The sequence below is a fragment of the Pseudomonas sp. 05N433 genome (genome assembly GCF_056396925.1).
Genome location: NZ_JBFTML010000005.1, coordinates 117,534 through 141,422, shown reverse-complemented (window position 1 = coordinate 141,422; position 23,889 = coordinate 117,534). Strand labels below are relative to the sequence as shown.

The 23,889-nt window shown below is 58.9% G+C and carries 23 protein-coding genes and 1 pseudogene; 12 read left to right on the top strand and 12 right to left on the bottom strand.

Features of this window, described 5'->3' with window-relative positions:
* Nucleotides 1-147: 147 nt before the first annotated feature.
* Together typA and thiI are read right to left on the bottom strand one after the other, a co-directional pair.
* The gene (gene typA, locus AC1DIS_RS03875; RefSeq protein ID WP_008028025.1) at nt 148-1,968 is read right to left on the bottom strand and encodes a translational GTPase TypA; all 1,821 of its coding nucleotides are present in this window, start codon (nt 1,966-1,968) and stop codon (nt 148-150) included.
* 139 nt (nt 1,969-2,107) lie between these two features.
* Nucleotides 2,108-3,562 carry a tRNA uracil 4-sulfurtransferase ThiI gene (gene thiI / locus AC1DIS_RS03870; RefSeq protein ID WP_026286654.1) on the bottom strand — a complete coding sequence of 485 codons (1,455 nt, stop codon included), beginning with the start codon at nt 3,560-3,562 and terminating at the stop codon, nt 2,108-2,110.
* Nucleotides 3,563-3,890: 328 nt separating this feature from the next.
* On the opposite strand from thiI, the gene glnA reads away from it, so the two are divergent.
* The 6 genes from glnA to ntrC all read left to right on the top strand — a co-directional run bounded on the left by glnA (nt 3,891) and on the right by ntrC (nt 10,234).
* The gene (gene glnA, locus AC1DIS_RS03865; RefSeq protein ID WP_018929197.1) at nt 3,891-5,297 is read left to right on the top strand and encodes a glutamate--ammonia ligase; all 1,407 of its coding nucleotides are present in this window, start codon (nt 3,891-3,893) and stop codon (nt 5,295-5,297) included.
* 134 nt (nt 5,298-5,431) lie between these two features.
* Nucleotides 5,432-5,980 carry a chorismate mutase gene (locus tag AC1DIS_RS03860; RefSeq protein ID WP_477744129.1) on the top strand — a complete coding sequence of 183 codons (549 nt, stop codon included), beginning with the start codon at nt 5,432-5,434 and terminating at the stop codon, nt 5,978-5,980.
* A gap of 101 nt (nt 5,981-6,081) precedes the next feature.
* A complete protein-coding gene (locus AC1DIS_RS03855) occupies nt 6,082-6,597 on the top strand; it encodes a DUF4124 domain-containing protein (RefSeq protein ID WP_018929199.1) in 516 nt (171 codons plus the stop codon).
* Nucleotides 6,594-7,214: a DUF4124 domain-containing protein gene (locus AC1DIS_RS03850; protein ID WP_019020933.1), complete on the top strand. Its 621-nt coding sequence runs from the start codon at nt 6,594-6,596 to the stop codon at nt 7,212-7,214. The genes AC1DIS_RS03855 and AC1DIS_RS03850 overlap by 4 nt, the downstream gene beginning before the upstream one ends.
* A gap of 495 nt (nt 7,215-7,709) precedes the next feature.
* Nucleotides 7,710-8,795, top strand: a complete 1,086-nt coding sequence (gene glnL / locus AC1DIS_RS03845; RefSeq protein ID WP_018929201.1) for a nitrogen regulation protein NR(II) — start codon at nt 7,710-7,712, stop codon at nt 8,793-8,795.
* Complete coding sequence (ntrC, locus tag AC1DIS_RS03840; protein WP_477780771.1) at nt 8,792-10,234, top strand: nitrogen regulation protein NR(I); 1,443 nt, start codon at nt 8,792-8,794, stop codon at nt 10,232-10,234. The genes glnL and ntrC overlap by 4 nt, the downstream gene beginning before the upstream one ends.
* A 453-nt stretch (nt 10,235-10,687) precedes the next feature.
* Here ntrC and AC1DIS_RS03835 read toward each other — a convergent pair whose 3' ends face one another.
* Nucleotides 10,688-11,128 carry a hypothetical protein gene (locus AC1DIS_RS03835; protein ID WP_018929203.1) on the bottom strand — a complete coding sequence of 147 codons (441 nt, stop codon included), beginning with the start codon at nt 11,126-11,128 and terminating at the stop codon, nt 10,688-10,690.
* On the opposite strand from AC1DIS_RS03835, the gene trmL reads away from it, so the two are divergent.
* On the top strand, nt 11,127-11,582 hold the full coding sequence (gene trmL, locus AC1DIS_RS03830) for a tRNA (uridine(34)/cytosine(34)/5-carboxymethylaminomethyluridine(34)-2'-O)-methyltransferase TrmL (RefSeq protein WP_007939438.1): 456 nt from the start codon (nt 11,127-11,129) through the stop codon (nt 11,580-11,582). The two genes, AC1DIS_RS03835 and trmL, sit on opposite strands and share 2 nt — an antisense overlap.
* Before the next feature lie 87 nt (nt 11,583-11,669).
* Here trmL and secB read toward each other — a convergent pair whose 3' ends face one another.
* The 3 genes from secB to AC1DIS_RS03815 are packed head-to-tail and all read right to left on the bottom strand — an operon-like array spanning nt 11,670 to nt 12,881.
* Nucleotides 11,670-12,155 (bottom strand): protein-export chaperone SecB, encoded by a 486-nt coding sequence (gene secB / locus AC1DIS_RS03825; protein WP_007939439.1) that lies wholly within the window; start codon nt 12,153-12,155, stop codon nt 11,670-11,672.
* Between the two features lie 56 nt (nt 12,156-12,211).
* A complete protein-coding gene (gene grxC, locus AC1DIS_RS03820) occupies nt 12,212-12,466 on the bottom strand; it encodes a glutaredoxin 3 (RefSeq protein WP_018929204.1) in 255 nt (84 codons plus the stop codon).
* 1 nt (nt 12,467) lies between these two features.
* Nucleotides 12,468-12,881, bottom strand: a complete 414-nt coding sequence (locus AC1DIS_RS03815) for a rhodanese-like domain-containing protein (protein ID WP_064615884.1) — start codon at nt 12,879-12,881, stop codon at nt 12,468-12,470.
* A gap of 153 nt (nt 12,882-13,034) precedes the next feature.
* Between AC1DIS_RS03815 and gpmI the strand changes: the two are divergent.
* The 4 genes and pseudogenes from gpmI to AC1DIS_RS03795 form a co-directional block, all read left to right on the top strand.
* Nucleotides 13,035-14,564, top strand: a pseudogene (gene gpmI, locus AC1DIS_RS03810) (2,3-bisphosphoglycerate-independent phosphoglycerate mutase); the annotation flags it as partial.
* Nucleotides 14,565-14,714: 150 nt separating this feature from the next.
* The gene (locus tag AC1DIS_RS03805; protein WP_018929207.1) at nt 14,715-16,007 is read left to right on the top strand and encodes a murein hydrolase activator EnvC family protein; all 1,293 of its coding nucleotides are present in this window, start codon (nt 14,715-14,717) and stop codon (nt 16,005-16,007) included.
* Between the two features lie 34 nt (nt 16,008-16,041).
* Entirely contained in the window at nt 16,042-17,361 is a 1,320-nt protein-coding gene (locus tag AC1DIS_RS03800; RefSeq protein ID WP_086944138.1) for a S41 family peptidase, read from the top strand.
* A 1-nt stretch (nt 17,362) separates the two neighbouring features.
* Nucleotides 17,363-18,145, top strand: coding sequence for a divergent polysaccharide deacetylase family protein (locus AC1DIS_RS03795; protein ID WP_477744127.1), 783 nt, complete (start codon nt 17,363-17,365; stop codon nt 18,143-18,145).
* 54 nt (nt 18,146-18,199) lie between these two features.
* Here AC1DIS_RS03795 and AC1DIS_RS03790 read toward each other — a convergent pair whose 3' ends face one another.
* Nucleotides 18,200-18,955, bottom strand: coding sequence for a substrate-binding periplasmic protein (locus AC1DIS_RS03790; RefSeq protein ID WP_018929210.1), 756 nt, complete (start codon nt 18,953-18,955; stop codon nt 18,200-18,202).
* 213 nt (nt 18,956-19,168) lie between these two features.
* Here AC1DIS_RS03790 and AC1DIS_RS03785 point away from each other — a divergent pair, with 213 nt between their 5' ends.
* Entirely contained in the window at nt 19,169-20,698 is a 1,530-nt protein-coding gene (locus AC1DIS_RS03785) for a trypsin-like serine peptidase (protein ID WP_477744126.1), read from the top strand.
* 36 nt (nt 20,699-20,734) lie between these two features.
* Here AC1DIS_RS03785 and hisF read toward each other — a convergent pair whose 3' ends face one another.
* From hisF to hisB, 5 genes are read right to left on the bottom strand one after another with little or no spacing between them, the layout of a single operon-like run.
* Nucleotides 20,735-21,505 carry an imidazole glycerol phosphate synthase subunit HisF gene (gene hisF, locus AC1DIS_RS03780; RefSeq protein WP_018929212.1) on the bottom strand — a complete coding sequence of 257 codons (771 nt, stop codon included), beginning with the start codon at nt 21,503-21,505 and terminating at the stop codon, nt 20,735-20,737.
* Nucleotides 21,506-21,514: 9 nt separating this feature from the next.
* Nucleotides 21,515-22,252: a 1-(5-phosphoribosyl)-5-[(5-phosphoribosylamino)methylideneamino]imidazole-4-carboxamide isomerase gene (gene hisA / locus AC1DIS_RS03775; RefSeq protein WP_007939449.1), complete on the bottom strand. Its 738-nt coding sequence runs from the start codon at nt 22,250-22,252 to the stop codon at nt 21,515-21,517.
* A gap of 42 nt (nt 22,253-22,294) precedes the next feature.
* Entirely contained in the window at nt 22,295-22,552 is a 258-nt protein-coding gene (locus AC1DIS_RS03770; RefSeq protein ID WP_477744125.1) for a DUF2164 domain-containing protein, read from the bottom strand.
* Nucleotides 22,553-23,191 carry an imidazole glycerol phosphate synthase subunit HisH gene (hisH, locus tag AC1DIS_RS03765; protein ID WP_018929214.1) on the bottom strand — a complete coding sequence of 213 codons (639 nt, stop codon included), beginning with the start codon at nt 23,189-23,191 and terminating at the stop codon, nt 22,553-22,555.
* Nucleotides 23,191-23,784 carry an imidazoleglycerol-phosphate dehydratase HisB gene (gene hisB, locus AC1DIS_RS03760; protein WP_007939452.1) on the bottom strand — a complete coding sequence of 198 codons (594 nt, stop codon included), beginning with the start codon at nt 23,782-23,784 and terminating at the stop codon, nt 23,191-23,193. The genes hisH and hisB overlap by 1 nt, the downstream gene beginning before the upstream one ends.
* Between the last annotated feature and the right edge of the window lie 105 nt (nt 23,785-23,889).

Sequence of the window (23,889 nt, the reverse complement as noted above, 5' to 3'; positions counted from 1 at the left end):
CGATTTATATGATGCACCGCAGCGTTTGATTTCACGACTGCTGCGCAGTCGAACGCAGCCTCGCAGGCTCGGCAGCTGCTACAGCCAGACAAACAAAAACGCCCCCGGCCTTTCGACCGGGGGCGTTTTCATTCAGCCTGAGTTAACTCAGTTCTTGGCTTTCTTGGCAGCGCGGGTACGCTCGCCTTCGTCCAGGATCTTCTTACGCAGGCGGATCGACTTAGGTGTCACTTCGCACAGCTCGTCATCCTGGATGAATTCCAGGGCCTGTTCCAGAGTGAAGCGAACAGGTGGAACCAGGGCGATGGTTTCGTCTTTACCCGAAGCACGCATGTTGTCGAGCTTCTTGCCTTTGGTTGGGTTGACGCCCATGTCGTTGTCACGGCTGTTCAGACCAACGATCTGACCGTTGTAGATCTCTTGACCGTGCTCAACGAACAGCTTGCCACGCGCCTGCAGGGTTTCCAGGGAGTAGGTCAGCGCCTTGCCGGTTTCTACCGATACCAGAACACCGTTCTGACGACCGGACATGTCGCCGGACTTCATGGTGTCGTAGCGATCGAAGATCGAGGTCAGGATGCCAGCACCGTTGGTCAGGGTCAGGAACTGGTTACGGAAACCGATCAGACCGCGAGCAGGGATGTTGTACTCCAGACGAACACGGCCTTTGCCATCCGGCACCATGTTGGTCAGGTCGCCTTTACGCAGGCCCATCTCTTCCATGACCTTGCCCTGGGATTCTTCAGGGGTGTCGATGGTTACGTTTTCGAACGGTTCCTGCTTCACGCCGTCAACTTGACGGATGATCACTTCCGGACGACCAACGCCCATTTCGAAGCCTTCGCGACGCATGGTTTCGATCAGTACCGAGAGGTGCAGCTCACCACGGCCGGAAACCTTGAACTTGTCAGCCGAGTCGCCTTCTTCAACGCGCAGTGCAACGTTGTACAGCAGCTCTTTGTCCAGACGCTCCTTGATGTTACGGGAAGTCACGAACTTGCCTTCTTTACCGCAGAAAGGCGAGTCGTTTACCTGGAAGGTCATGGAAACGGTTGGCTCGTCAACGGTCAGAGGCTTCATCGCCTCGACGTTGTCCGGCTGGCACAGGGTGTCGGAGATGAACAGCGAGTCCATACCGCTCACGCACACGATGTCACCGGCAAACGCTTCTTCAACGTCGATACGGTGCAGGCCGTGGTGACCCATCAGCTTCAGGATACGACCGTTACGCTTCTTGCCGTCGGCGCCAATGGCCACGACTGGAGTGTTCGGCTTGACGCTACCACGAGCGATACGGCCAACACCGATAACACCCAGGAAGCTGTTGTAGTCCAGTGCCGAGATTTGCATCTGGAACGGGCCTTCACGGTCAACTTTAGGAGCCGGTACGTTGTCGACGATCGACTGGTACAACGGGGTCATGTCTTCAGCCATGTCGGTGTGGTCCAGACCGGCGATGCCGTTCAGGGCCGAGGCGTAGACGACTTTGAAGTCCAGCTGTTCTTCGGTAGCACCCAGGTTGTCGAACAGGTCGAAGATCTGGTCCAGAACCCAGTCCGGACGCGCGCCTGGACGGTCAACCTTGTTGATGCACACGATTGGACGCAGGCCGGCTTCGAACGCCTTCTTGGTCACGAAACGGGTTTGCGGCATAGGGCCGTCTTGAGCGTCAACCAGCAGCAGAACGGAGTCGACCATCGACATTACGCGTTCAACTTCGCCGCCGAAGTCGGCGTGGCCCGGGGTGTCCACGATGTTGATGTGGTAGCCGTTCCAGTTGATGGCGGTGTTTTTCGCCAGAATGGTAATACCGCGCTCTTTCTCCTGGTCGTTGGAGTCCATCACGCGCTCGTCGTTGAGCTCGTTGCGCTCCAGGGTGCCGGATTGACGCAAGAGTTTGTCTACCAGGGTGGTTTTACCATGGTCAACGTGGGCAATGATGGCGATGTTGCGTAGATTTTCGATCACTTGTGTATCTCGATCAGAGGATTCGGTGTGCTGACAAGTCTTGGCAGCGATTAACAGTAGCGTCCGTACAAGCCGTTACAACTTGACGGTGGCATCGGGGGGCCGGTGACGCAGGCCACAGGCAAACAGCCCCGGGCACTTAGCTCGGTCGATAAACGCGCACATTGGCATGCCCCTCACTGAGCAAATGGTGGGCATGCAGGCGACTCATCACGCCTTTGTCGCAATACAGCAGGTACTGGCGAGTAGGGTCCAGTTCCTTGAAACGAGCGTTCAGTGCATAAAACGGCATCGTCTGTACCTCGATACCAGGAAGCTCCAGCGGGTCGTCTTCGGCGGCATCCGGGTGACGGATATCGATGATGATCTGGCCCGCCAGCGCTTCGCTGACTTCTTCAATCTGCAAGTCCTGGCCCAATTCGTCGATCACCCGATCGATCGGCACCAGTTTGGCGTTCTCGAGCGCGCGCTCAAGGACTGCCATGTCGAATTCTTTCTCTTCGTGCTCCACGCGGTAGCGCTTGGCCGCCGTCTTCGGATTGACCGAGATGACCCCGCAGTACTCCGGCATGTGCCGGGCGAAATCGGCGGTGCCGATCTCGTTGGCCGTGTCGATGATGTCCTGCTTGTGACTGGCGATCAGTGGACGCAAGACCAGCTTGTCGGTTACGCAGTCGATCACGGACAGGTTCGGCAACGTCTGGCTCGACACCTGGGAGATCGCCTCACCCGTGACCAGCGCTTCGATGTGCAGTCGATCGGCAATTCGGGAAGCAGCGCGCAACATCATACGCTTCAAAACTACACCCATATGACTGTTATCGACTTTCCCGAGAATTTCTCCCAGAACTTCCTCGAACGGCACACTGACAAATAACACGCGTTGGGAGCTGCCGTACTTCTTCCAGATGAAGTGCGCGACTTCCATGACGCCCAATTCGTGGGCGCGTCCGCCCAGGTTGAAGAAGCAGAAGTGGCTCATCAGCCCGCGGCGCATGATCTGGTAGGCCGCAACGGTGGAATCGAAGCCGCCGGACATCAGTACAAGCGTCTGTTCCAGGGCCCCGAGCGGATAACCGCCGATGCCGTTGTGCTGGCTATGGATCACGAACAACCGTTGGTCGCGAACTTCGATACGGACTTCGATTTCGGGCTTTTTCAGGTCGATTCCGGCGGCACCACACTGACGGCGCAACTGGCTGCCGACATATTTCTCGATGTCTATCGAACTGAATGGGTGCTTGCCGGCGCGCTTGCAGCGCACCGAGAAAATCTTCCCGGCCAGCGCATCGCCGTAGTGCTGCTTGCACTTCTCGACGATGTCGTCGAAGTCGCCCAGCGGGTACTCGTCGATCTGCAAAAAGTGCGCGATGCCCGGCGTGCAAGTCAGGCGCTCGCCCATCTCTTTCAGGACCTTGGGGTCGCTGACGCGGGTTTCCAGCTCGAGATTGTCCCACACACCGTTCACCACCACGGCCGGGTCCAGGTCACGGAGCACGGTACGGATGTTTTTGGCCAACTGGCGGATGAAACGCATCCGTACCGGGCGGCTCTTGATGGTGATCTCGGGGAAGACTTTTACGATTAGTTTCATGAAAACAGCGCGCGCAGGGCCAGCCGAAAAAGGGGGGCGCGGATTATAGCGGAAATTGCTCAAGGTTTAACCAGTTAATGTGCAGAAGGTTTTGCATGCACCAAAACAGGTCATTTATGGAAATCGACGCTACATTACAGGGCGATATTTTGCGCTTTATGGTGCGCCGCCCCCTTGCAAGCGTGATATTGGGGCAAAAAACCCATGATGAGGCACTGGCATGCAATTTGCTCCCTTGTGAGGCAGGTTGCCATGGCAGAGTATTCGCGCCGGCATCACCCACATTTAAGGGCATCCATTACTAGCCCTAAGCCACCCGGAGGACACTATGTCGAAGTCGGTTCAACTCATCAAAGATCATGACGTCAAGTGGATTGATCTGCGCTTCACGGACACCAAAGGCACTCAGCACCACGTGACCATGCCGGCTCGCGATGCGCTGGATGAAGCTTTCTTCGAAGAAGGCAAAATGTTCGACGGTTCCTCCATCGCTGGCTGGAAAGGCATCGAAGCTTCCGACATGATCCTGATGCCGGACGACACCACTGCCGTTCTCGACCCGTTCACCGAAGAGCCGACCCTGATCCTGGTCTGCGACGTGATCGAGCCTTCGACCATGCAAGGCTACGACCGTGACCCACGGGCGATCGCCAAGCGTGCCGAGGAATACCTGAAGTCGACCGGTATCGGCGACACCGTATTTGTGGGTCCAGAGCCTGAGTTCTTCATCTTCGACGAAGTGAAGTTCAAGTCCGACATCTCTGGCTCGATGTTCAAAATCTACTCCGAACAAGGTTCGTGGATGTCCGACCAGGACGTGGAAGGCGGCAACAAAGGCCACCGTCCAGGCGTCAAAGGCGGCTACTTCCCGGTTCCGCCGTTCGACCACGACCACGAAATCCGTACCTCCATGTGCAACGCCATGGAAGAAATGGGCCTGACCATCGAAGTTCACCACCACGAAGTGGCGACTGCCGGTCAGAACGAAATCGGTGTGAAGTTCAACACCCTGGTGGCCAAGGCTGACGAAGTTCAGACCCTGAAATACTGCGTACACAACGTAGCTGACGCATACGGCCGCACCGCGACCTTCATGCCTAAGCCGCTGTACGGCGACAACGGTTCGGGTATGCACGTTCACCTGTCCATCGCCAAAGATGGCAAGAACACCTTCGCTGGCGAAGGCTATGCCGGCCTGTCCGATACCGCCCTGTACTTCATCGGCGGCATCATCAAGCACGGTAAGGCTCTGAACGGCTTCACCAACCCGTCGACCAACTCCTACAAGCGTCTGGTCCCAGGCTTCGAAGCTCCAGTGATGCTGGCCTACTCGGCTCGCAACCGTTCCGCTTCGATCCGTATTCCTTACGTGTCCAGCCCTCGCGCTCGCCGTATCGAAGCCCGTTTCCCGGATCCAGCAGCTAACCCGTACCTGGGCTTCGCTGCACTGTTGATGGCTGGCCTGGACGGCATCCAGAACAAGATCCACCCTGGCGATGCAGCTGACAAAAACCTGTACGACCTGCCGCCTGAAGAGGCGAAAGAGATCCCACAAGTTTGCGGCAGCCTGAAAGAAGCCCTGGAAGAGCTGGACAAAGGTCGTGCGTTCCTGACCAAAGGCGGCGTTTTCAGCGACGACTTCATCGACGCTTACATCGCTCTGAAAAGCGAAGAAGAAATCAAGGTTCGTACCTTCGTACACCCACTGGAATATGAGCTGTACTACAGCTGCTGATCCGGTAGCGCTGCACTACGCAGCGTGACAAAAGAGAGGCCTCCTTCGGGAGGCCTTTTTTGTGGGCGAACGTCTGTCATCGAATGCCCGGTTGCGTGCATCATGGCCTTCACCCGATAAAGTCGAGATCCTCCATGCGCCTACGCTCATCCCTTGCCTTGCTCACTGCCCTGCTGGCCAACAGCGCTTTCGCCAGCCCGGCACCTGCCGCCCTCGCCCCACTGCTTGGCACCATAGAGGAGCGCCTGGCGATTGCCGATCAAGTCGCGTTGAGCAAATGGGACAGCGGTAAACCCGTCGAGGACCGTCAGCGCGAGCGCGAGGTGATTGCCGGCGCCGTTGCCCTGGCACCTGCTTATAAATTGAGCAACGAAGCCGTCGAACAGTTCTTCTCGGCGCAGATCGAGGCCAACAAACTGGTGCAATACGCGCATTTGTCTGACTGGCATGCGCAAGGCAAGGCACCCGACGATCCTCGGCCCGACCTCGTCGGGCAGATCCGCCCGCAACTTGATCAGTTACAAAAACGCCTGCTGCAACAACTGGCCGATTTCAGCCCTTATCGCAACGACCCGCAGTGCCCGTCCTGGCTGGCCACGGCCAATAAAACCGGCACCCAAGTATCTCTGCGCGAGCTCGCCAAGGTACGCGCCAGCGCTGAGTTGTGCAGCGCCAGCCGCTGAGCCGGCCTGCCGACATGCGCTGATGTGCTCTATGCTCAGCGCTTAGTCGCCACGAACGGAACAGGGCCGGACACTTGCCCAACGGCCAATGGAAGCCTGCAATGCGCTCATTGTTGTTATGCCTGCTCGTACTGATCGCCCTGCCCGCCGCTGCGCAGATCTATAAGTACACCGACGCCAATGGCAACACCGCCTACAGCAATCAGCCGCCCGACGGCGTCAAAGCCCGGCCGGTCGAATTGCCACCGCTCAACAGCGTCGAGCGTCAGTCGCCCAGCGAACCCGTAGCACCGCCGCAAGCCAGTAGCCGTGACCAACCGCACAGCGCCTATCAGGTGCTGGAGCTGAGCGGCCTGCCCACCGAAGAAGCCTTGCGCGCCAACAACGGCACGTTCACCGTCAGCGTATTGATCAATCCACGCCTGCAAGGCACTCATCGATTGAGGCTGTTACTGGACGGTCAACCCTACGGCCAGCCGAGCAACGTGCCGACCCTGCAACTAGTGAACATCGACCGTGGCGAACATAACCTTGCGGTTCAGGTGATCGACGGGCAAAACGTCGTGCAACAGAGCCCCACCGTGACGCTCACCGTGCAACGGGTGCATAAACCTTGAGGGCCTGGCTGTTGATCGCGTGCCTGGTCAGCCTGCCGGCGATGGCCGAGGTCTTCACATATATCGACGCTCAGGGTAATCGGGTCTTCACCGATCAGCCGGGCGCCCGCAATGCCAAACGTGTGCCGTTGGCGACAAGCAATCGAATGTCAGCCAACCCGAGTGGCGCAGCGCCCATGACCGCCGCGAAAACAAACCCCGCCAAACCATTGTTTCATTACGACATGCTTCGGGTGCTGGTGCCGGAACCGGATGCCACGATCCGTAGCAGTGCCGGTGAGTTGATCGTCAGCGTTACCAGCGAACCCGGCCTGCAACAGGGTCATCGTTACCGTTTACTGCTGGACGGCCAGCCCACCGCCGAGCCCGGCCCCAGCCCGGTGTTCGCCCTGAGCAATATCGACCGCGGCAGTCACAACCTGTCGGTGGAAATCCTCGACGAACAGGGCCGCACCGTCGAACGCACGGCCAATCAACCGTTCCATATGCTGCGCATTTCCCTGGCGCAGAAACGCCAGGTCAAACCCTGCACCCTCACCGACTACGGCCAACGGCCGGAATGCCCCCTTAAAGACAAGCCTGAAGAAGAAAAAAGCGCCTTCTTGCCCTTCTTCTAACCTCGTTCAGGTTTGCGCACTATATTGGTGCAAACATCTGCACCATACCCACATCTCAGCCCATTTTGGTTCGAAAGTACTCGAAAAAACTGGCAGAACGCCATGCAAACGAGCGTAAAACGCCCGTTTCAGGCTCTAAACGCTTCTTTTCGGAGCCTTGGTTTGGTTTTTGCATTTTCCTCATACCGGCGCGTTATTCATGCGCCTGCCCTGCTCCAAAAGAGGGAGTAGGGCGTGCTCACCGTAAATGGCGATCGCGCAAAGCCCCACGAGACGCAAGACTAGGCATGAGGAGAGAAGTTTGGTTGCTCCAAATGAACGACGAATAACGACGGATTGCGTCTCGTGGGGCTTTGCCCTTCGGGTTGGCGCTGTGATCGCGCCATGCTGCGTTGTAGGACTTGAAAAGGGAACGCCATTCTCTGCGTCCTACGCCTTGCCTGGCGCGATCACAGCGCCAACGCGATTCGCCATTTACGGTGAGCACGCCCTACTATGACCATTAGCGACGCACTACACCGCTTGCTACTCGACAACCTGACCACCGCCACCATCCTGCTCGACGCCGAACTGCGCCTCGAGTACATGAACCCGGCGGCGGAAATGCTCCTGGCCATCAGCGGCCAGCGTAGCCATGGGCAGTTCATCAGTGAGTTGTTCACCGAGTCCACCGAAGCGCTGAACTCCCTGCGCCAGGCAGTCGAGCAGGCACACCCGTTCACCAAGCGCGAAGCGATGCTCACCGCCCTCACCGGCCAGACCTTGACCGTCGACTACGCCGTGACGCCAATCCTGAGCAATGGCGACACGATGCTGCTGCTGGAGGTTCATCCTCGCGACCGCCTCTTGCGGATCACTAAGGAAGAGGCGCAACTGTCGAAGCAGGAAACCAGCAAAATGCTGGTGCGTGGCCTCGCCCACGAGATCAAGAACCCTCTCGGCGGCATTCGTGGCGCGGCTCAGTTGCTCGCCCGTGAGTTGCCGGAAGAAAGCCTGCGCGATTACACCAACGTCATCATTGAAGAGGCCGATCGCCTGCGCAATCTGGTGGATCGCATGCTCGGCTCCAACAAGCTACCGTCGCTGGCCATGTGCAACGTCCACGAAGTGCTGGAGCGTGTGTGTCAGTTGGTGGAGGCCGAAAGTCAGGGCTGCATCACTTTGGTGCGCGACTACGACCCAAGCATTCCAGATGTCTTGATTGATCGCGAACAGATGATTCAGGCAGTCCTGAACATCGTGCGCAACGCGATGCAGGCCATCAGCAGCCAGAACGAGCTGCGCCTTGGCCGCATCAGCTTGCGTACCCGCGCCATGCGCCAGTTCACCATCGGCCACGTGCGCCATCGCCTGGTGACCAAGATCGAGATCATCGACAACGGCCCGGGGATCCCCGCCGAGCTGCAGGAAACCATCTTCTTCCCCATGGTCAGCGGCCGCCCGGACGGTACCGGGCTGGGCCTGGCCATTACCCAGAACATCATCAGCCAGCACCAGGGCTTGATCGAATGTGACAGCCATCCAGGCCACACCACGTTCTCGATCTTTCTGCCACTGGAACAAGGAGCCACATCGACATGAGCCGTAGTGAAACCGTGTGGATCGTCGATGACGACCGTTCTATCCGTTGGGTCCTGGAAAAAGCCTTGCAACAGGAAGGCATGACCACCCAAAGCTTCGACAGCGCCGATGGCGTGATGAGCCGCCTGGCGCGCCAGCAGCCGGACGTGATCATCTCCGACATTCGCATGCCGGGTGCCAGCGGCCTGGACCTTCTGGCGCGGATTCGTGAACAACACCCACGGCTGCCAGTCATCATCATGACTGCCCACTCCGACCTGGACAGCGCTGTCGCGTCCTATCAGGGCGGCGCGTTCGAATATTTGCCCAAGCCGTTCGATGTCGACGAAGCCGTGTCGCTGGTCAAGCGCGCCAATCAACACGCACAGGAACAGCAAGGCCTGGAAGTCGTCCCGACGCTGACCCGCACCCCGGAAATCATCGGCGAAGCGCCGGCGATGCAGGAAGTGTTTCGCGCCATCGGGCGCTTGAGTCACTCCAACATCACCGTGCTGATCAACGGCGAATCCGGCACCGGTAAAGAGCTGGTGGCCCACGCCCTGCACCGTCACAGCCCACGGGCGGCCTCGCCGTTCATTGCGCTGAACATGGCGGCGATCCCCAAGGATCTGATGGAGTCCGAACTGTTCGGCCACGAAAAAGGCGCGTTCACCGGCGCAGCCAACCTGCGTCGCGGGCGCTTCGAACAGGCCGACGGCGGCACGCTGTTCCTCGATGAAATCGGCGACATGCCGGCCGACACCCAGACTCGTTTGCTGCGGGTACTGGCGGACGGCGAGTTTTACCGCGTCGGCGGTCATGTGCCGGTGAAGGTCGATGTACGCATCATCGCTGCGACGCACCAGAATCTGGAAACCCTGGTGCATGCCGGAAAATTCCGTGAGGACTTGTTCCACCGCCTCAACGTGATCCGCATCCACATTCCACGGCTGTCGGACCGTCGCGAAGACATCCCGACCCTGGCCAAGCACTTCCTCAGCCGCGCCGCGCAAGAACTGGCGGTGGAACCGAAACTGCTGAAAAGCGAAACCGAGGAATACCTGAAAAACCTGCCATGGCCAGGCAACGTGCGTCAGCTGGAGAACACCTGCCGCTGGATCACCGTAATGGCTTCAGGTCGAGAAGTGCACATCAGCGACCTGCCGCCGGAGCTGCTGAGCCTGCCGCAGGATTCAGCACCGGTAACCAATTGGGAGCAGGCGCTGCGCCAGTGGGCCGACCAGGCTTTGGCACGTGGCCAATCGAGCCTGCTCGACAGCGCCGTACCGGCCTTCGAGCGGATCATGATCGAAACCGCCCTCAAACACACCGCCGGCCGCCGCCGCGACGCCGCCGTGCTGCTGGGCTGGGGGCGTAATACCTTGACGCGCAAGATCAAGGAATTGGGGATGAAGGTAGACGGTGGGGATGATGATGAGGGGTCGCGTGAACACCATTGAACCTTGTGGGAGCGGGATTGCCCGCGATGCTTTTGGGGCCACCGTGCACCGCGGCGATGCACCGTGAACCGCAATTGCGCACAGCACCCCGTCCCAAATCCCGCGCTCATCTGCAGGAAAAACCATACCGAAAAAACACAAAAGCCCCGGAATACGGGGCTTTCAGCGCTACTCAGCGATTTTTCATTCCAGCATATTAAAAACTGGCACGCCCCCTGCAATAGTCCAATCAGTGGTTCGATTCACTACCCAGTTTCGGGGACCTTGGTACAGGCAGGCCGGGGATTCCCCTCTTTATACCGGGCTCATACCGCAACAGCGACGAGCCCACCCGTTTTGGGGGCCTTGGTACAGGCAGGCCGGGGATTCCCTCTTTACACCGGGCTCACGATRCAAWGCGCGAGCCCTCCCGTTTCGGGAACCTTGGTACAGGCAGGCCGGGGATTCCCTCTTTTATTGCTCTCGGAGATGGATCTCCAGCCGCCAGCGGTCATCGACCTTGCTACCGGCCCAGTCGCCCTGCAGGGGCCGGGCCGCCACCACCGTCAGCAACAATCCCCCATCACTCAATCGCGTTCGCCAGTTCACGTCCTTGCCGTTGAGCTTGAGCTGACCTTTCTGTGCACGGCCTTCAGCCTCGAACAACAGCGCGACACTGCCGTCGACCAACTCGCCGTGGGTTTTGGGCTCGTTGTTGAACCACACCACCAGTCCATCATTGGTCACCTCGACCTGCTGCAAAACGCTGGGGTCGGGCGCAGTCAGACGACCGATCATCAGGCCCACCATCACCCCGACAATCGCCAGTGAACCCATCACCCGCAGGAATAGTTTCGAACGGGGATCGGCTTGCGGCGTAGAATGCTGCTCATCTTTACCTTCGGAGCCGTGCATGTTTCACGTCATCCTTTTCCAACCAGAAATTCCGCCGAATACCGGCAACGTTATCAGGCTGTGCGCCAACAGTGGCTGCCACCTGCATTTGATCGAACCGCTGGGCTTCGAGATGGACGACAAGCGCCTGCGCCGGGCGGGCCTCGATTACCATGAGTATGCCACCCTGCAACGCCACGCAGACCTCGCCAGCTGTCTGGAAAGCCTCGGCCACCCTCGGCTGTTCGCCTTTACCACCAAGGGTTCGCGACCGTTCCATGATGCCAGCTTCGCCGAGGGCGATGCCTTCCTGTTCGGCCCGGAAAGCCGCGGCTTGCCAGCCGAAGTGCTCGACGCTTTGCCCGGCGAACAACGCCTGCGCCTGCCCATGCGCGAAGGCTGCCGCAGCCTGAACCTGTCCAACACCGTGGCCATCGCAGTGTACGAGGCCTGGCGTCAGCTCGGGTTCAAGTAACCTCACGATCCGACTACGGGTTTCGTTTGCTCCATGAAAAAAGCGCCTTTGAAGGCGCTTTTTTCATGGAGCAAACAAAGCTTCTTTTTACTGGACGGTCGGAGTCTCGCCAGCCGCCTGCATGCGTTGCAGCTCTTGTGCGTACAGCGCGTCGAAGTTCACCGGGGCCAGCATCAGGGCCGGGAACGAACCGCGGGTCACCAGGCTGTCCAGGGTTTCGCGAGCGTACGGGAACAGGATGTTCGGGCAGAACGCGCCCAGGGTGTGGCTCATCGAAGCCGCGTCCAGGTTCTTGATCAGGAAGATCCCGGCTTGTTGCACTTCAGCGATGAACGCCACTTCTTCACCGTTTTTCACGGTGACCGACAGGGTCAGCACGACTTCGTGGAAGTCGCCTTCCAGCGCCTTCTGACGGGTGTTCAGATCCAGACCGACGCTCGGCTCCCACTGCTGGCGGAAGATTGCCGGGCTTTTCGGGGCTTCGAAGGACAAGTCACGTACGTAGATGCGCTGCAAGGAGAATTGCGGTGCGTTTTCTTCTTCGCTAGCTGCAGTGTTCTGTTGGTCAGTCATCTCAGATCCTTTCTGATCTCGGGTCTTATAGGGTTAGCTATTTCTAAGTAACGCAGTCAGGCCTTGAGCATGGCGTCGAGCTTGCCGGCGCGCTCCAGGGCAAACAAATCATCACAGCCGCCAACGTGGGTGTTGCCGATCCAGATCTGCGGCACGGACGTTCGCCCGGCCTTCTGAGCCATCGCGGCACGCACCTGCGGCTTGCCATCGACCTTGATCTCTTCGAAGGCCACGCCTTTGTTCTCGAGCAGGTACTTGGCTCGCGAGCAATAAGGGCAGTAATCGCTGGAATAGACGACGACGTTGTTCATATCACTTCACCAGCGGCAGATTATCGGCTTTCCAGCTGGAAATACCGCCAGACAGCTTGGCAGCGGTGAAACCGGCTTTCACCAGTTCACGGGCATGAGTACCGGCGGTCTGGCCCATGGCGTCGACCAGGATAATGGTCTTGGCCTTGTGCTTTTCCAGTTCGCCGACGCGAGTGGCCAGTTTGTCCTGAGGAATATTCAACGCGCCAACGATGTGACCGGCGGCGAAATCCTTGGTCGGACGAATGTCGACCACCACGCCTGCGTCCTTGTTGACCAGCCCGGTCAGTTCACCGGTGCTCAGGCTGCGGCCACCGCCTTGCATCTGATAGGCCAATAGCAGGGCCGCCAGTACAACGAAGATACCCACGAGAATGTAGTGGTTGGTGGCGAATTGAATCAGGTGATCAACCATCGAAGGAGGTTCCAGGGCGTTAAAATGTCGGCCAGTATACACAGCCACTATGGTGGGCCAAACCCCGTCCGGCGGTGACGTGGCCGGAACTTCGCTTTAAACTGCCACTCCCTTTTCCATCGCCCTCTTTTAATTCAGCCACGAGTGGAATCCATGACTACCACGCCTAAACCTTTGGTCCTGATTATTCTCGACGGCTTCGGTCACAGTGAGAGCCCTGAATCCAACGCCATCTATGCGGCGAAGAAACCCGTACTGGACCGTCTGTGGGCCACCGTGCCGAACGGCCTGATCTCGGGCAGCGGCATGGACGTCGGCTTGCCGGACGGCCAGATGGGCAACTCCGAAGTCGGCCACATGAACCTCGGCGCCGGCCGGGTGGTGTATCAGGACTTCACTCGCGTGACCAAAGCGATCCGCGACGGCGAGTTCTTCGAGAACCCGACCATCTGCGCCGCGGTGGATAAAGCCGTCGCTGCCGGAAAAGCCGTGCACTTCATGGGTCTGCTGTCCGATGGCGGCGTTCACAGCCACCAGGACCACCTGATCGCCATGGCTGAGCTGGCCTTCAAGCGCGGCGCCGAAAAAATCTACCTGCACGCCTTCCTCGACGGCCGCGACACGCCGCCGAAAAGCGCCCAGTCGTCGATCGAATTGCTGGATGCAACCTTCGAAGCCCTCGGCAAAGGCCGGATCGCCAGCATCATTGGCCGTTATTACGCCATGGACCGTGACAACCGTTGGGATCGCGTGTCCCAGGCCTACAACCTGATCGTCGATGGCGCCAGCGAATTCAATGCCGCCACCGCCCAGGAAGGCCTGCAAGCCGCGTACGAACGTGGCGAGAGCGACGAATTCGTCAAAGCCACCAGCATCGGTGAGCCGGTGAAGGTCGAAGATGGCGACGCCGTGGTCTTCATGAACTTCCGCGCCGACCGTGCCCGCGAACTGACCCGCGTGTTCGTCGAAGACGATTTCAAGGAATTCGAACGTGCTCGCCAGCCAAAACTGGCCGGTTTCGTCATGCTGACCCAATACGCCGCCAGCATCCCCGCGCCGTCGGCTTTCGCTGCGGGTAGCCTGGAAAACGTACTGGGCGATTACCTGGCGAAAAACGGCAAGACACAGCTGCGCATCGCCGAAACCGAGAAGTATGCCCACGTGACCTTCTTCTTCTCCGGCGGCCGCGAAGAACCGTTCCCGGGCGAAGAACGCATCCTGATCCCGTCGCCGAAAGTCGCCACCTATGACTTGCAGCCCGAGATGAGTGCCCCGGAAGTCACCGACCGCATCGTCGATGCCATTGAAAACCAGCGTTACGACGTGATCGTGGTCAACTACGCCAACGGCGACATGGTCGGCCACAGCGGTGTATTCGAGGCGGCGGTGAAAGCTGTGGAATGCCTGGACACCTGCGTCGGCCGTATCGTCACGGCACTGGAAAAAGTCGGCGGCGAAGCCCTGATTACCGCCGACCATGGCAATGTCGAGCAAATGTCCGACGCCTCCACCGGCCAGGCCCACACCGCCCACACCACCGAGCCGGTGCCGTTCATCTATGTCGGCAAGCGTGACTTGAAGGTTCGCGAAGGCGGCGTGCTGGCCGACGTGGCGCCGACCATGCTGAAGTTGCTGGGGCTTGAGAAGCCTGTGGAAATGACCGGGACTTCGATTCTGGTGTTGAATGTCAGGACGTCATCGCGGGCAAGCCCGCTCCCACATTGGTTTTCAGTGTTTTTCACTCCAGTTATCACACAGTCCCAATTGGGCGTTTTTTTTGCAGCGTGGGGCGGGCATACTAGGCCGTCCCTTTCCCTGGTGTCGCCCGCCTCTATGCTTCGCGTCCTGATAGCCCTCGCTCTGACATGCCTGCTCCAACCGGCCTTTGCCGACGAGCGCACGCAAACCCAACAACAGTTGGACGCCACGCGTCAGGACATTGCCGAACTGAAAAAGCTGCTGGGCAAGCTGCAGGAAGAAAAATCCGGGGTGCAGAAAGACCTCAAAGGCACCGAAACCGAGATGGGCAAGCTCGAGAAGCAGGTCGATGCGCTGCAAAAAGAGCTGAAGAAAAGCGAATCCGAGCTCCAGCGACTCGATGCCGAGAAAAAAAAACTCCAGAGCGCGCGCATTGACCAGCAACGACTGATCGCCATCCAGGCCCGCGCGGCCTATCAGAATGGCCGCCAGGAGTACCTGAAACTGCTGCTCAACCAGCAGAACCCGGAAAAATTCGCCCGCACCCTCACCTATTACGACTACCTGAGCCAGGCCCGCCTGGAGCAGCTGAAGAATTTCAACGAAACCCTGCGCCAACTGGCCAATGTCGAAAAAGACATCTCGATGCAGCAAGCGCAATTGCTGGTGCAGAAAAGCAGCCTCGACAGCCAGCGCGACGAACTCGACAAGGTCCGCAAGGAGCGCCAGCAAGTCCTGGCCAAGCTCAACGACGACGTGAAAGCTCGAGACCAGAAACTGGCCGCCCGCGAGCAGGATCAGGCAGACCTGTCTAAAGTCCTTAAAACCATTGAAGAAACCCTGGCCCGCCAGGCCCGTGAGGCAGAAGAAGCGCGGCAAAAAGCGCTGATCGCCCAGCAGGAAGCCGAAAAAAAGCGGTTACGTGAGGCTCAGGCAGCAGCAGACGCCACCGATGCCCCACGCAAACCCGTCAAATCGACGCCCGGCGCCCTGGTTTCAAGTTCAGGCGAGACCTTTGGCGGCCCCTTTGCTTCCACCCGCGGCAAACTTCCATGGCCGGTTGATGGTCGACTGCTGGCGCGCTTCGGTGAAACCCGTGGCGACGATGCCCGAACCAAATGGGACGGCGTGATGATCAGCGCCTCCGCCGGCAGCCAGGTGCATGCCGTGCACGGCGGTCGCGTGGTGTTTGCCGACTGGCTGCGTGGGGCCGGGCTGCTGGTGATTCTCGACCACGGCAATGGTTTTTTGAGTCTTTACGGTCACAACCAGACGCTGCTCAAGTCTGCGGGTGACGTGGTAAAAGCCGGTGAATCCATCTCCACTGTCGGTAACAGTGGCGGGCAGGACACACCAGCACTGTATTTCGCTATTCGTCAGCAGGGTCACCCGAGTGACCCGGCGCAATGGTGCCGCGCGCAAGGATAGGCGTTGAGTCACCTACATTAGGAGTTCGTTCGACATGCTGCATTTGTCCCGCCTTACCTCGCTGGCCCTGACGATCGCCCTGGTGATCGGCGCGCCTCTGGCGTTTGCCGCTCAACCGGCCCCGGCGGTCGCGCCTGCCGGCACTGCTGCGACCACCAAGGCGCCATTGCCGCTGGACGAGTTGCGCACCTTTGCCGAAGTCATGGACCGGATCAAGGCAGCCTATGTAGAACCGGTAGACGACAAGACCCTGCTGGAAAACGCCATCAAAGGCATGCTCAGCAACCTCGACCCGCACTCCGCCTACCTGGGCCCGGAAGACTTCGCTGAATTGCAGGAAAGCACCAGCGGCGAATTCGGCGGCCTGGGCATCGAAGTCGGCGCGGAAGACGGTTTCATCAAAGTGGTTTCGCCTATCGATGACACCCCGGCCTCCAAGGCTGGCATCCAGGCCGGCGACTTCATCGTCAAGATCAACGGCCAGCCGACTCGCGGCCAAAGCATGACCGAAGCCGTGGACAAGATGCGCGGCAAGATCGGCCAGAAGATCACCCTGACCCTGGTCCGCGACGGCGGCACTCCGTTCGACGTGACCCTCGTCCGCGCCACCATCCAGGTGAAAAGCGTCAAGAGCCAGCTGCTGGAATCCGGCTACGGCTACATCCGCATCACCCAGTTCCAGGTCAAGACCGGCGAAGAGGTCTCCAAGGCCTTGGCCAAGCTGCGCAAGGACAACGGCAAGAAGCTCAGCGGCATCGTCCTCGACCTGCGTAACAACCCGGGCGGCGTGCTGCAATCGGCGGTGGAAGTGGTCGACCACTTCATCACCAAGGGCCTGATCGTCTACACCAAGGGCCGCATCGCCAACTCTGAACTGCGCTTCTCCGCCACCGGCAAGGACGAAAGCGAAGCCGTGCCAATGGTCGTGCTGATCAACGGCGGCAGCGCCTCGGCCTCGGAAATTGTCGCCGGCGCCCTGCAGGATCAGAAACGTGCGGTGGTCATGGGTACCACCAGTTTCGGCAAAGGCTCGGTCCAGACCGTGTTGCCGCTGAACAACGATCGCGCACTGAAAATCACCACGGCGCTGTATTACACGCCGAACGGCCGCTCGATTCAGGCTCAGGGCATCGTCCCGGACATCGAAGTGCGCAAGGCCAAGATCACCAACGAGCAGGACGGCGATTACTTCAAGGAAGCCGATCTGCAAGGTCACTTGGGCAATGGCAACGGCGGCGCCGACAAACCGAGCGGTTCGGGCGGCAAAGCCAAGGCCATGCCGCAGGATGACGATTACCAGTTGGCCCAGGCCCTGAGCCTGCTCAAAGGGCTGAGCATCACCCGCGGCCACTGAGATGCGCCTGCGGTTACTACTCGGTCTGCTGTGCAGTCTGGCGGGAGTTGCTCACGCAGCACCTGCCACGACAGCGACCACACCTCACAAGGCTTATCTGAGCCTGATCATCGATGACCTGGGGCAGAACCTGCCCCGGGATCGCCGCGTGCTGGCCCTGCCAGGCCCGGTCACCACGGCAATCATGCCCGATACACCCCACGCCACCGAATTCGCCCGCGAAGCCCATCGCGCCGGCAAGACTGTCATTCTGCATATGCCCATGGACCCGGCCACCGGACCATTCGCCTGGCATCCCGAGTTGCCCATCGAAGAACTTGAAAAGCGCCTGAACGCCGCGTTCAACATGGTGCCCTATACCGCCGGCATCAATAACCACATGGGTAGCCGCATGACCGCTCAGCAACCGGCCATGGCCTGGCTGATGGCGGACTTGCAGCGTCGGCACAAATTCTTCGTCGACAGCCGCACCAGTGCGCAAACCGTGGCCGCCGCCGAGGCGCAGAAGATTGGCTTGGCAAGTGTTTCGCGGGACGTGTTTCTGGATGACGAGCCCACCGAAACGGCGATCTTCACGCAGCTACAGACGGCGATCAGCCTGGCGCGCAAGCAGGGTTCGGCGGTGATGATCGGGCATCCGTATCCGCAGACTCTGGCGGTGCTGGAGCGTGAGTTGCCCAAGCTCAAGGCACAGGGAATTGACTGGATCGACATCAAATCGATGATCAGCGTGCGCGGCAATCGTGCGACGGCTGCTCATGGCAAGGATGGCGTCTACCGCTGACTTGCCGCACCTCCCACAGTGTTTTGCGTAAGCTACGAGGTTCGGTGTTGGGATTTAGAGATACCGCGCCATGATGTCGTCCACCACACCTTCCTTGCGCAACTGATCCAGCGCGGCTTGCAGCTTGGCGACAGTCTCATCCGGCACGTCCTTGTTCAGCGCCAGGTACAGCTCGGCGCTGTTGAAGCGCAGTACGGTCTTGAGCCCGGTTACCCCGTCCAGCCGCGCCAGGTAACGTCCCGCCGGATCACCCGTAGCCCACAGATCGATCTGACCGTTAGCCAGCTTCTTCGCATTGTCCTGGTCGCGCAGCACCACAATCGGCTTCAGCCCTTGCTTGGCCAAAGTCTCGGCAATCGCATCGCCTTTGTAGGCACCAATTGTGTACTTACGCGCCTCATCCAGCGATTCCAGGGTGATCTTGCTATCAGCCTTGGCCAGCATGATCCAGTCGTCCGGGCCTATAGGGCCGACCCACTTGAAGAGATTCTCGCGGTCCGGCAGCCGCGCCATTACGAACACGCCATAACCGGGCTTTTCCAGAGCGAGTTTGTAGATTCGCTCCCAAGGGAAACGCAGCGTCAGGCTGTAGGGGATGTCCGCGCGCTTGAACATCTCGCGGACGATGTCCACGGCGATGCCATTGATGTTCTCGTCCTGGGCGAAGTTCTTGCCGTTCTTCGCCATGTTGTACGGGGGGAAGTTTTCCGTCAGCAATACCAGGCCGGTGTCGGGACCTTCTTCGGCGCGAGCCCCGTTGATGAGCAACAGAGAAGCGCTGGCGAGGACAAGAAGAAGACGTTTAAGCATGTCGGGCTACCGAAATCCATGGCGTGCCCAAGAGTGCCTTGAGCCCGCCATGCTGTCTACTGGCCTTTTGATAACGGCCTTATATGCATCATTAAAATAATGGGTATCACAGTCACTGTGGTAGATAGTTACCACCCTCCATCCAGCCTCACCTGATTAATTGCAAATACCCGGCCACAGGCCGTTTCTTCAATTAATCAGAGGCACCCTTCAATGAATTCGATCCCCATACTTCTTGCCAGTGCATTGTGCTCACTGTGTACACCCTGTTTTGCGAACAACAGCGATTATGGCGAAGGCCTGCAGAACCTGACCCCTTCCAAAACCCTTGAAAATACCGACGGCTCCCGCGACCACTGGCAAGGTATCGGGCGCCTGGAGATCAATGACGGGAGCTGTACCGCGGCCCTTCTGGATACACGCGATGAAATAGAGTTGCCGGAAACGCCCGCTTACGTACTTACTGCGGGACACTGCATTGAATTGACCAATGGCAACATCGTGACCGACAGCCCGGTCAGCGGCACCATCACATTCAATTATTTCACCGACACCTCCAAGTTCAAGGCCTATCCGCTGAAGACGACGATATGGCGGAGCATGCAAGGCGTTGATATGGCTATAGTTGAATTGGATGTCAGCCTTCAAAAGCTCATTGCGGATGGCATACAACCGTTGAAACTGGCGAGTGAGACACCAACGAATGGCACCGATGTCTTGATCGTGGGGGCGCCAACAGGTTTCGACCAAATCACATTGCGCATGGCGGCTTGTACTTTGCAGCCCACCCAGGACCTTGTTGAAGGTCCATGGGTGTGGCGGAACACCTTTATGACTCGCTGCAAGGACATTCGAGGCGGCAGCTCCGGAAGCCCCGTGCTGGATCGCTATTCAAACGAGATCGTAGGGGTAGTGGGAACAGGAAATTTCGAGGCGGATATTGTCCCATGCCGCGATCATGCGCCCTGCACGCGCGTTGGAAATGACTATGTGGCGGTACACGAAAATGTGTATGGCAACCCCACGGCGCTTCTCAACGGGTGTTTCTCACAAGGCCGTATCGCTCCAAATCCGCCATCGTCCTGCCAACTCTACCCGGCTTTTACCGTTGACGGTGGCGCAGCCGAGTTGGACAGATACAAGAGAGTTAAACAGCTCAATAATGGTTCCATAGTCATCCCGACCTGGAACTATCGATTTTCGATCAGCACTCCCTTCTACCGTCATAAAACCGTTTCCTCCGCAATGAAATGCGAGGAAGCCGAAAATTACAGCGATCCAATAAGTTCAACAGATGCACAAATCAATTCTGAGATAGGTACGAAACCAGGATTCTATTTTCTATGCATTTTAGGCCTGGAATCAGCTGAACAGCACGCCTCAAGAGGCCTCTTGAAAAACGCGTTGTCTTTACCCGTAGAGATATTGGATAACACACCAACCGCGCAGGCCAACTTGTCCATTGAAAGCGACGTGTTTGTAACACTGGCGAAAGCAGAAGAGCCGTATCGGACCTACTCCATCAAGTTTGGTCCTGTAGAAACAACGGACTGTCATCAACCCGAAAAATACATTGAAAACATGACAATGGACTTCTTTATTCCGAGCGAGAAACTTCCGGGAAAGCTTTGCGTCATTGCCTACGACAAATCGGGACAGGCGTCCGAACCGAGGATCGACTTACTGAGCCCGGTGACTGGAACTCATAAGGCTGCGTCATCCAACGCTCAAGTTGCCCCATAACATCGGCCCGGAGCGTTTTCTCCGGGCCGCGGGCCTTCATCGCATCACGATTCCGCGATGGGCCATGTAGGCCTTGGCTTCCTGAACGGTGTATTCGCCGAAGTGGAAAATACTCGCCGCCAATACCGCACTGGCGTGGCCTTCGAGAATACCGTCGGCCAAATGCTGCAGGTTGCCGACGCCACCTGAGGCGATCACCGGAATCCCCAGCGCATCACTGATAGCGCGGGTGACGCCCAGGTCGAAACCGTTTTTCATGCCGTCCTGGTCCATGCTGGTCAGCAGGATTTCGCCGGCACCGAGGCCTTCCATTTTCTTCGCCCACTCAACGGCGTCGAGGCCGGTTGGCTTGCGACCACCGTGGGTGAAGATTTCCCAGCGCGGGGGTTCGCCCGGGCCGGAAACTTTCTTGGCGTCGATCGCGACGACAATGCACTGCGAGCCGAAATGCTGCGCCGCTTCGCCGACGAATTCCGGGTTGAACACTGCAGCGGTGTTGATCGAGACCTTGTCCGCACCGGCGTTCAGCAGATTGCGAATGTCCTGCACGGTACGCACGCCGCCGCCCACGGTCAGCGGGATGAACACCTGGCTGGCCATGCGCTCGACGGTGTGCAGCGTGGTGTCGCGGCCGTCGACGCTGGCAGTGATGTCGAGAAAGGTAATCTCGTCGGCACCCTGCTCGTCGTAGCGACGGGCGATTTCCACCGGGTCGCCGGCGTCGCGAATGTTCTCGAACTTGACGCCCTTGACCACCCGGCCGTTATCCACGTCCAGGCAAGGGATGATGCGTTTGGCCAGCGCCATGGTGAGTCCTCAGCCTTTGTACGAATCGCAGAAAGCTTGCGCTTCAGCGACATCGAGGGTGCCTTCGTAGATCGCCCGGCCGGTGATGGCGCCGATGATGCCTGGTGCCTTGGCGTCGAGCAGCGACTTGATGTCACCCAGATTGTGGATACCGCCGGATGCAATGACCGGGATCTTCGTCGCCGCAGCCAGAGCAGCGGTGTAAGAGACGTTGCAGCCCTGCATCATGCCGTCTTTGGCGATGTCGGTATAAACGATCGCGGACACGCCGTCGGCTTCGAATTGCCTGGCCAGGTCGATGACCTGCACGGTGCTGATTTCAGCCCAGCCGTCGGTGGCGACAAAACCGTCTTTGGCATCCAGGCCGACAATCACCTTGCCCGGGAACGCGCGGCAGGCTTCGGCGACGAAGGCCGGATCTTTCACGGCCTTGGTGCCGATGATCACGTAGCTCACACCCGCTTTCACGTAGTGTTCGATGGTTTCCAGGGAACGGATACCGCCGCCGATCTGAATCGGCAGGTTCGGGTAGCGCTTGGCGATGGCGGTGACCACTTCGCCGTTGACCGGCTGGCCTTCGAACGCACCGTTCAGGTCGACCAGATGCAGACGACGGCAACCGCCCTCCACCCACTTGGCAGCCATGCTCACCGGGTCATCGGAGAACACTGTGGAATCTTCCATGCGGCCCTGGCGCAGACGAACACAGGCACCGTCTTTGAGATCGATAGCGGGAATAATCAGCATCTGGCAAACCTTCAAATTCGAGTGTTCAGCTTCGCTCGGAAATCAGTTTTTCTCGAGCGCCCACAGGTCGCTTTCGATGCTTTCGAACCTCTCTTTGAGGTGCGTCTGCACATCGAAAATCGCCCTGTTGTAATAGTGCGGAGCAATTTCGCGGGTAAACAGCTCAAGGATTTCAGCCGCTTCGAACGAACCCAGGTCCAGTTCGAAGCGGTCCTCCATGAAGCGCTTGATCTTGTGATTGGCCTCGCTCTCCTGCTCGGGAGTGAGGGTCAGGATCGGCGGCTTCTTCCTGGCAGCCATTTACCAGCGGCCATCCCACGCGGCGAAGTTCTGCAGCAATTGCAGGCCATGGGTGTGGCTCTTCTCCGGGTGGAACTGCACGGCGAAACGCGAGCCATCGGCCAGCGCGGCGGCGAAATCGACCCCGTAATGACCGCTACCGACCACCTGCCGCGCATTGCCGGCAGCGATGTAGTAGCTGTGCACGAAGTAGAAGCGCGCCAGGTCCGGAATGTTGTGCCAGAGCGGGTGAATCACCGTCTGCTTCACTTCGTTCCAGCCCATGTGCGGCACTTTCAAATGTTCGCCGTCTTCGTGCAGATCCTTGCCGAAGAACTTCACCTGGCCTGGAAACAGACCGATGCAGTCGACGCCATCGTTCTCTTCGCTGCTGTCGAGCAAGGCTTGCATGCCCACGCAAATGCCAAGGAACGGACGGTCCTGGCTGACTTCACGCACCAGCGAATCGAAGCCCAGGCGACGGATCTCCGCCATGCAATCGCGAATCGCGCCGACGCCGGGGAATACCACCCGGTCGGCTTCGCGAATCACGTCGGCATCGCTGGTGATCAAGACCTTGCCGGCGCCGACATGCTCGAGGGCCTTGGCCACCGAGTGCAGGTTGCCCATGCCGTAATCGATAACCGCGACCGTCTGCATTACAGAACGCCTTTGGTCGAAGGCATTTGCCCGGCCATGCGGTCATCCAGCTCCACGGCCATGCGCAGCGCGCGGCCGAAAGCCTTGAACACGGTCTCGATCTGGTGGTGGGTGTTGTGCCCACGCAGATTGTCGATGTGCAGGGTGACGTTGGCGTGGTTGACAAAGCCCTGGAAAAACTCCTGGAACAGGTCAACGTCGAAGCCGCCGACAGTAGCGCGGGTATACGGAACATGCATCTGCAGTCCAGGACGGCCGGAGAAGTCGATCACCACACGCGACAACGCTTCATCGAGCGGCACGTAGGCGTGGCCGTAGCGACGGATGCCTTTCTTGTCGCCGATGGCTTTGGTGAAGGCCTGACCCAGGGTGATACCGACGTCTTCCACTGTGTGGTGGTCGTCGATATGCAGGTCGCCCTTGCTGACAATATCCAGGTCGATCAGCCCATGACGGGCGATCTGGTCCAGCATGTGCTCAAGAAAAGGCACACCGATATCAAATCGGGCCTTTCCGGTGCCATCCAGGTTGATCGAGGCTTTGATCTGGGTTTCCAGAGTGTCGCGCTCGACAGACGCCATACGTTCGGCCATCACCAGCTCCGCAAAAAATCATTGGGGCGAAAAAGGCAGCCATTATAGGGTCGCGGGCGCTAAACAGAAACACGGGAGGTGATATCACTGACGGAGTGAACCCCG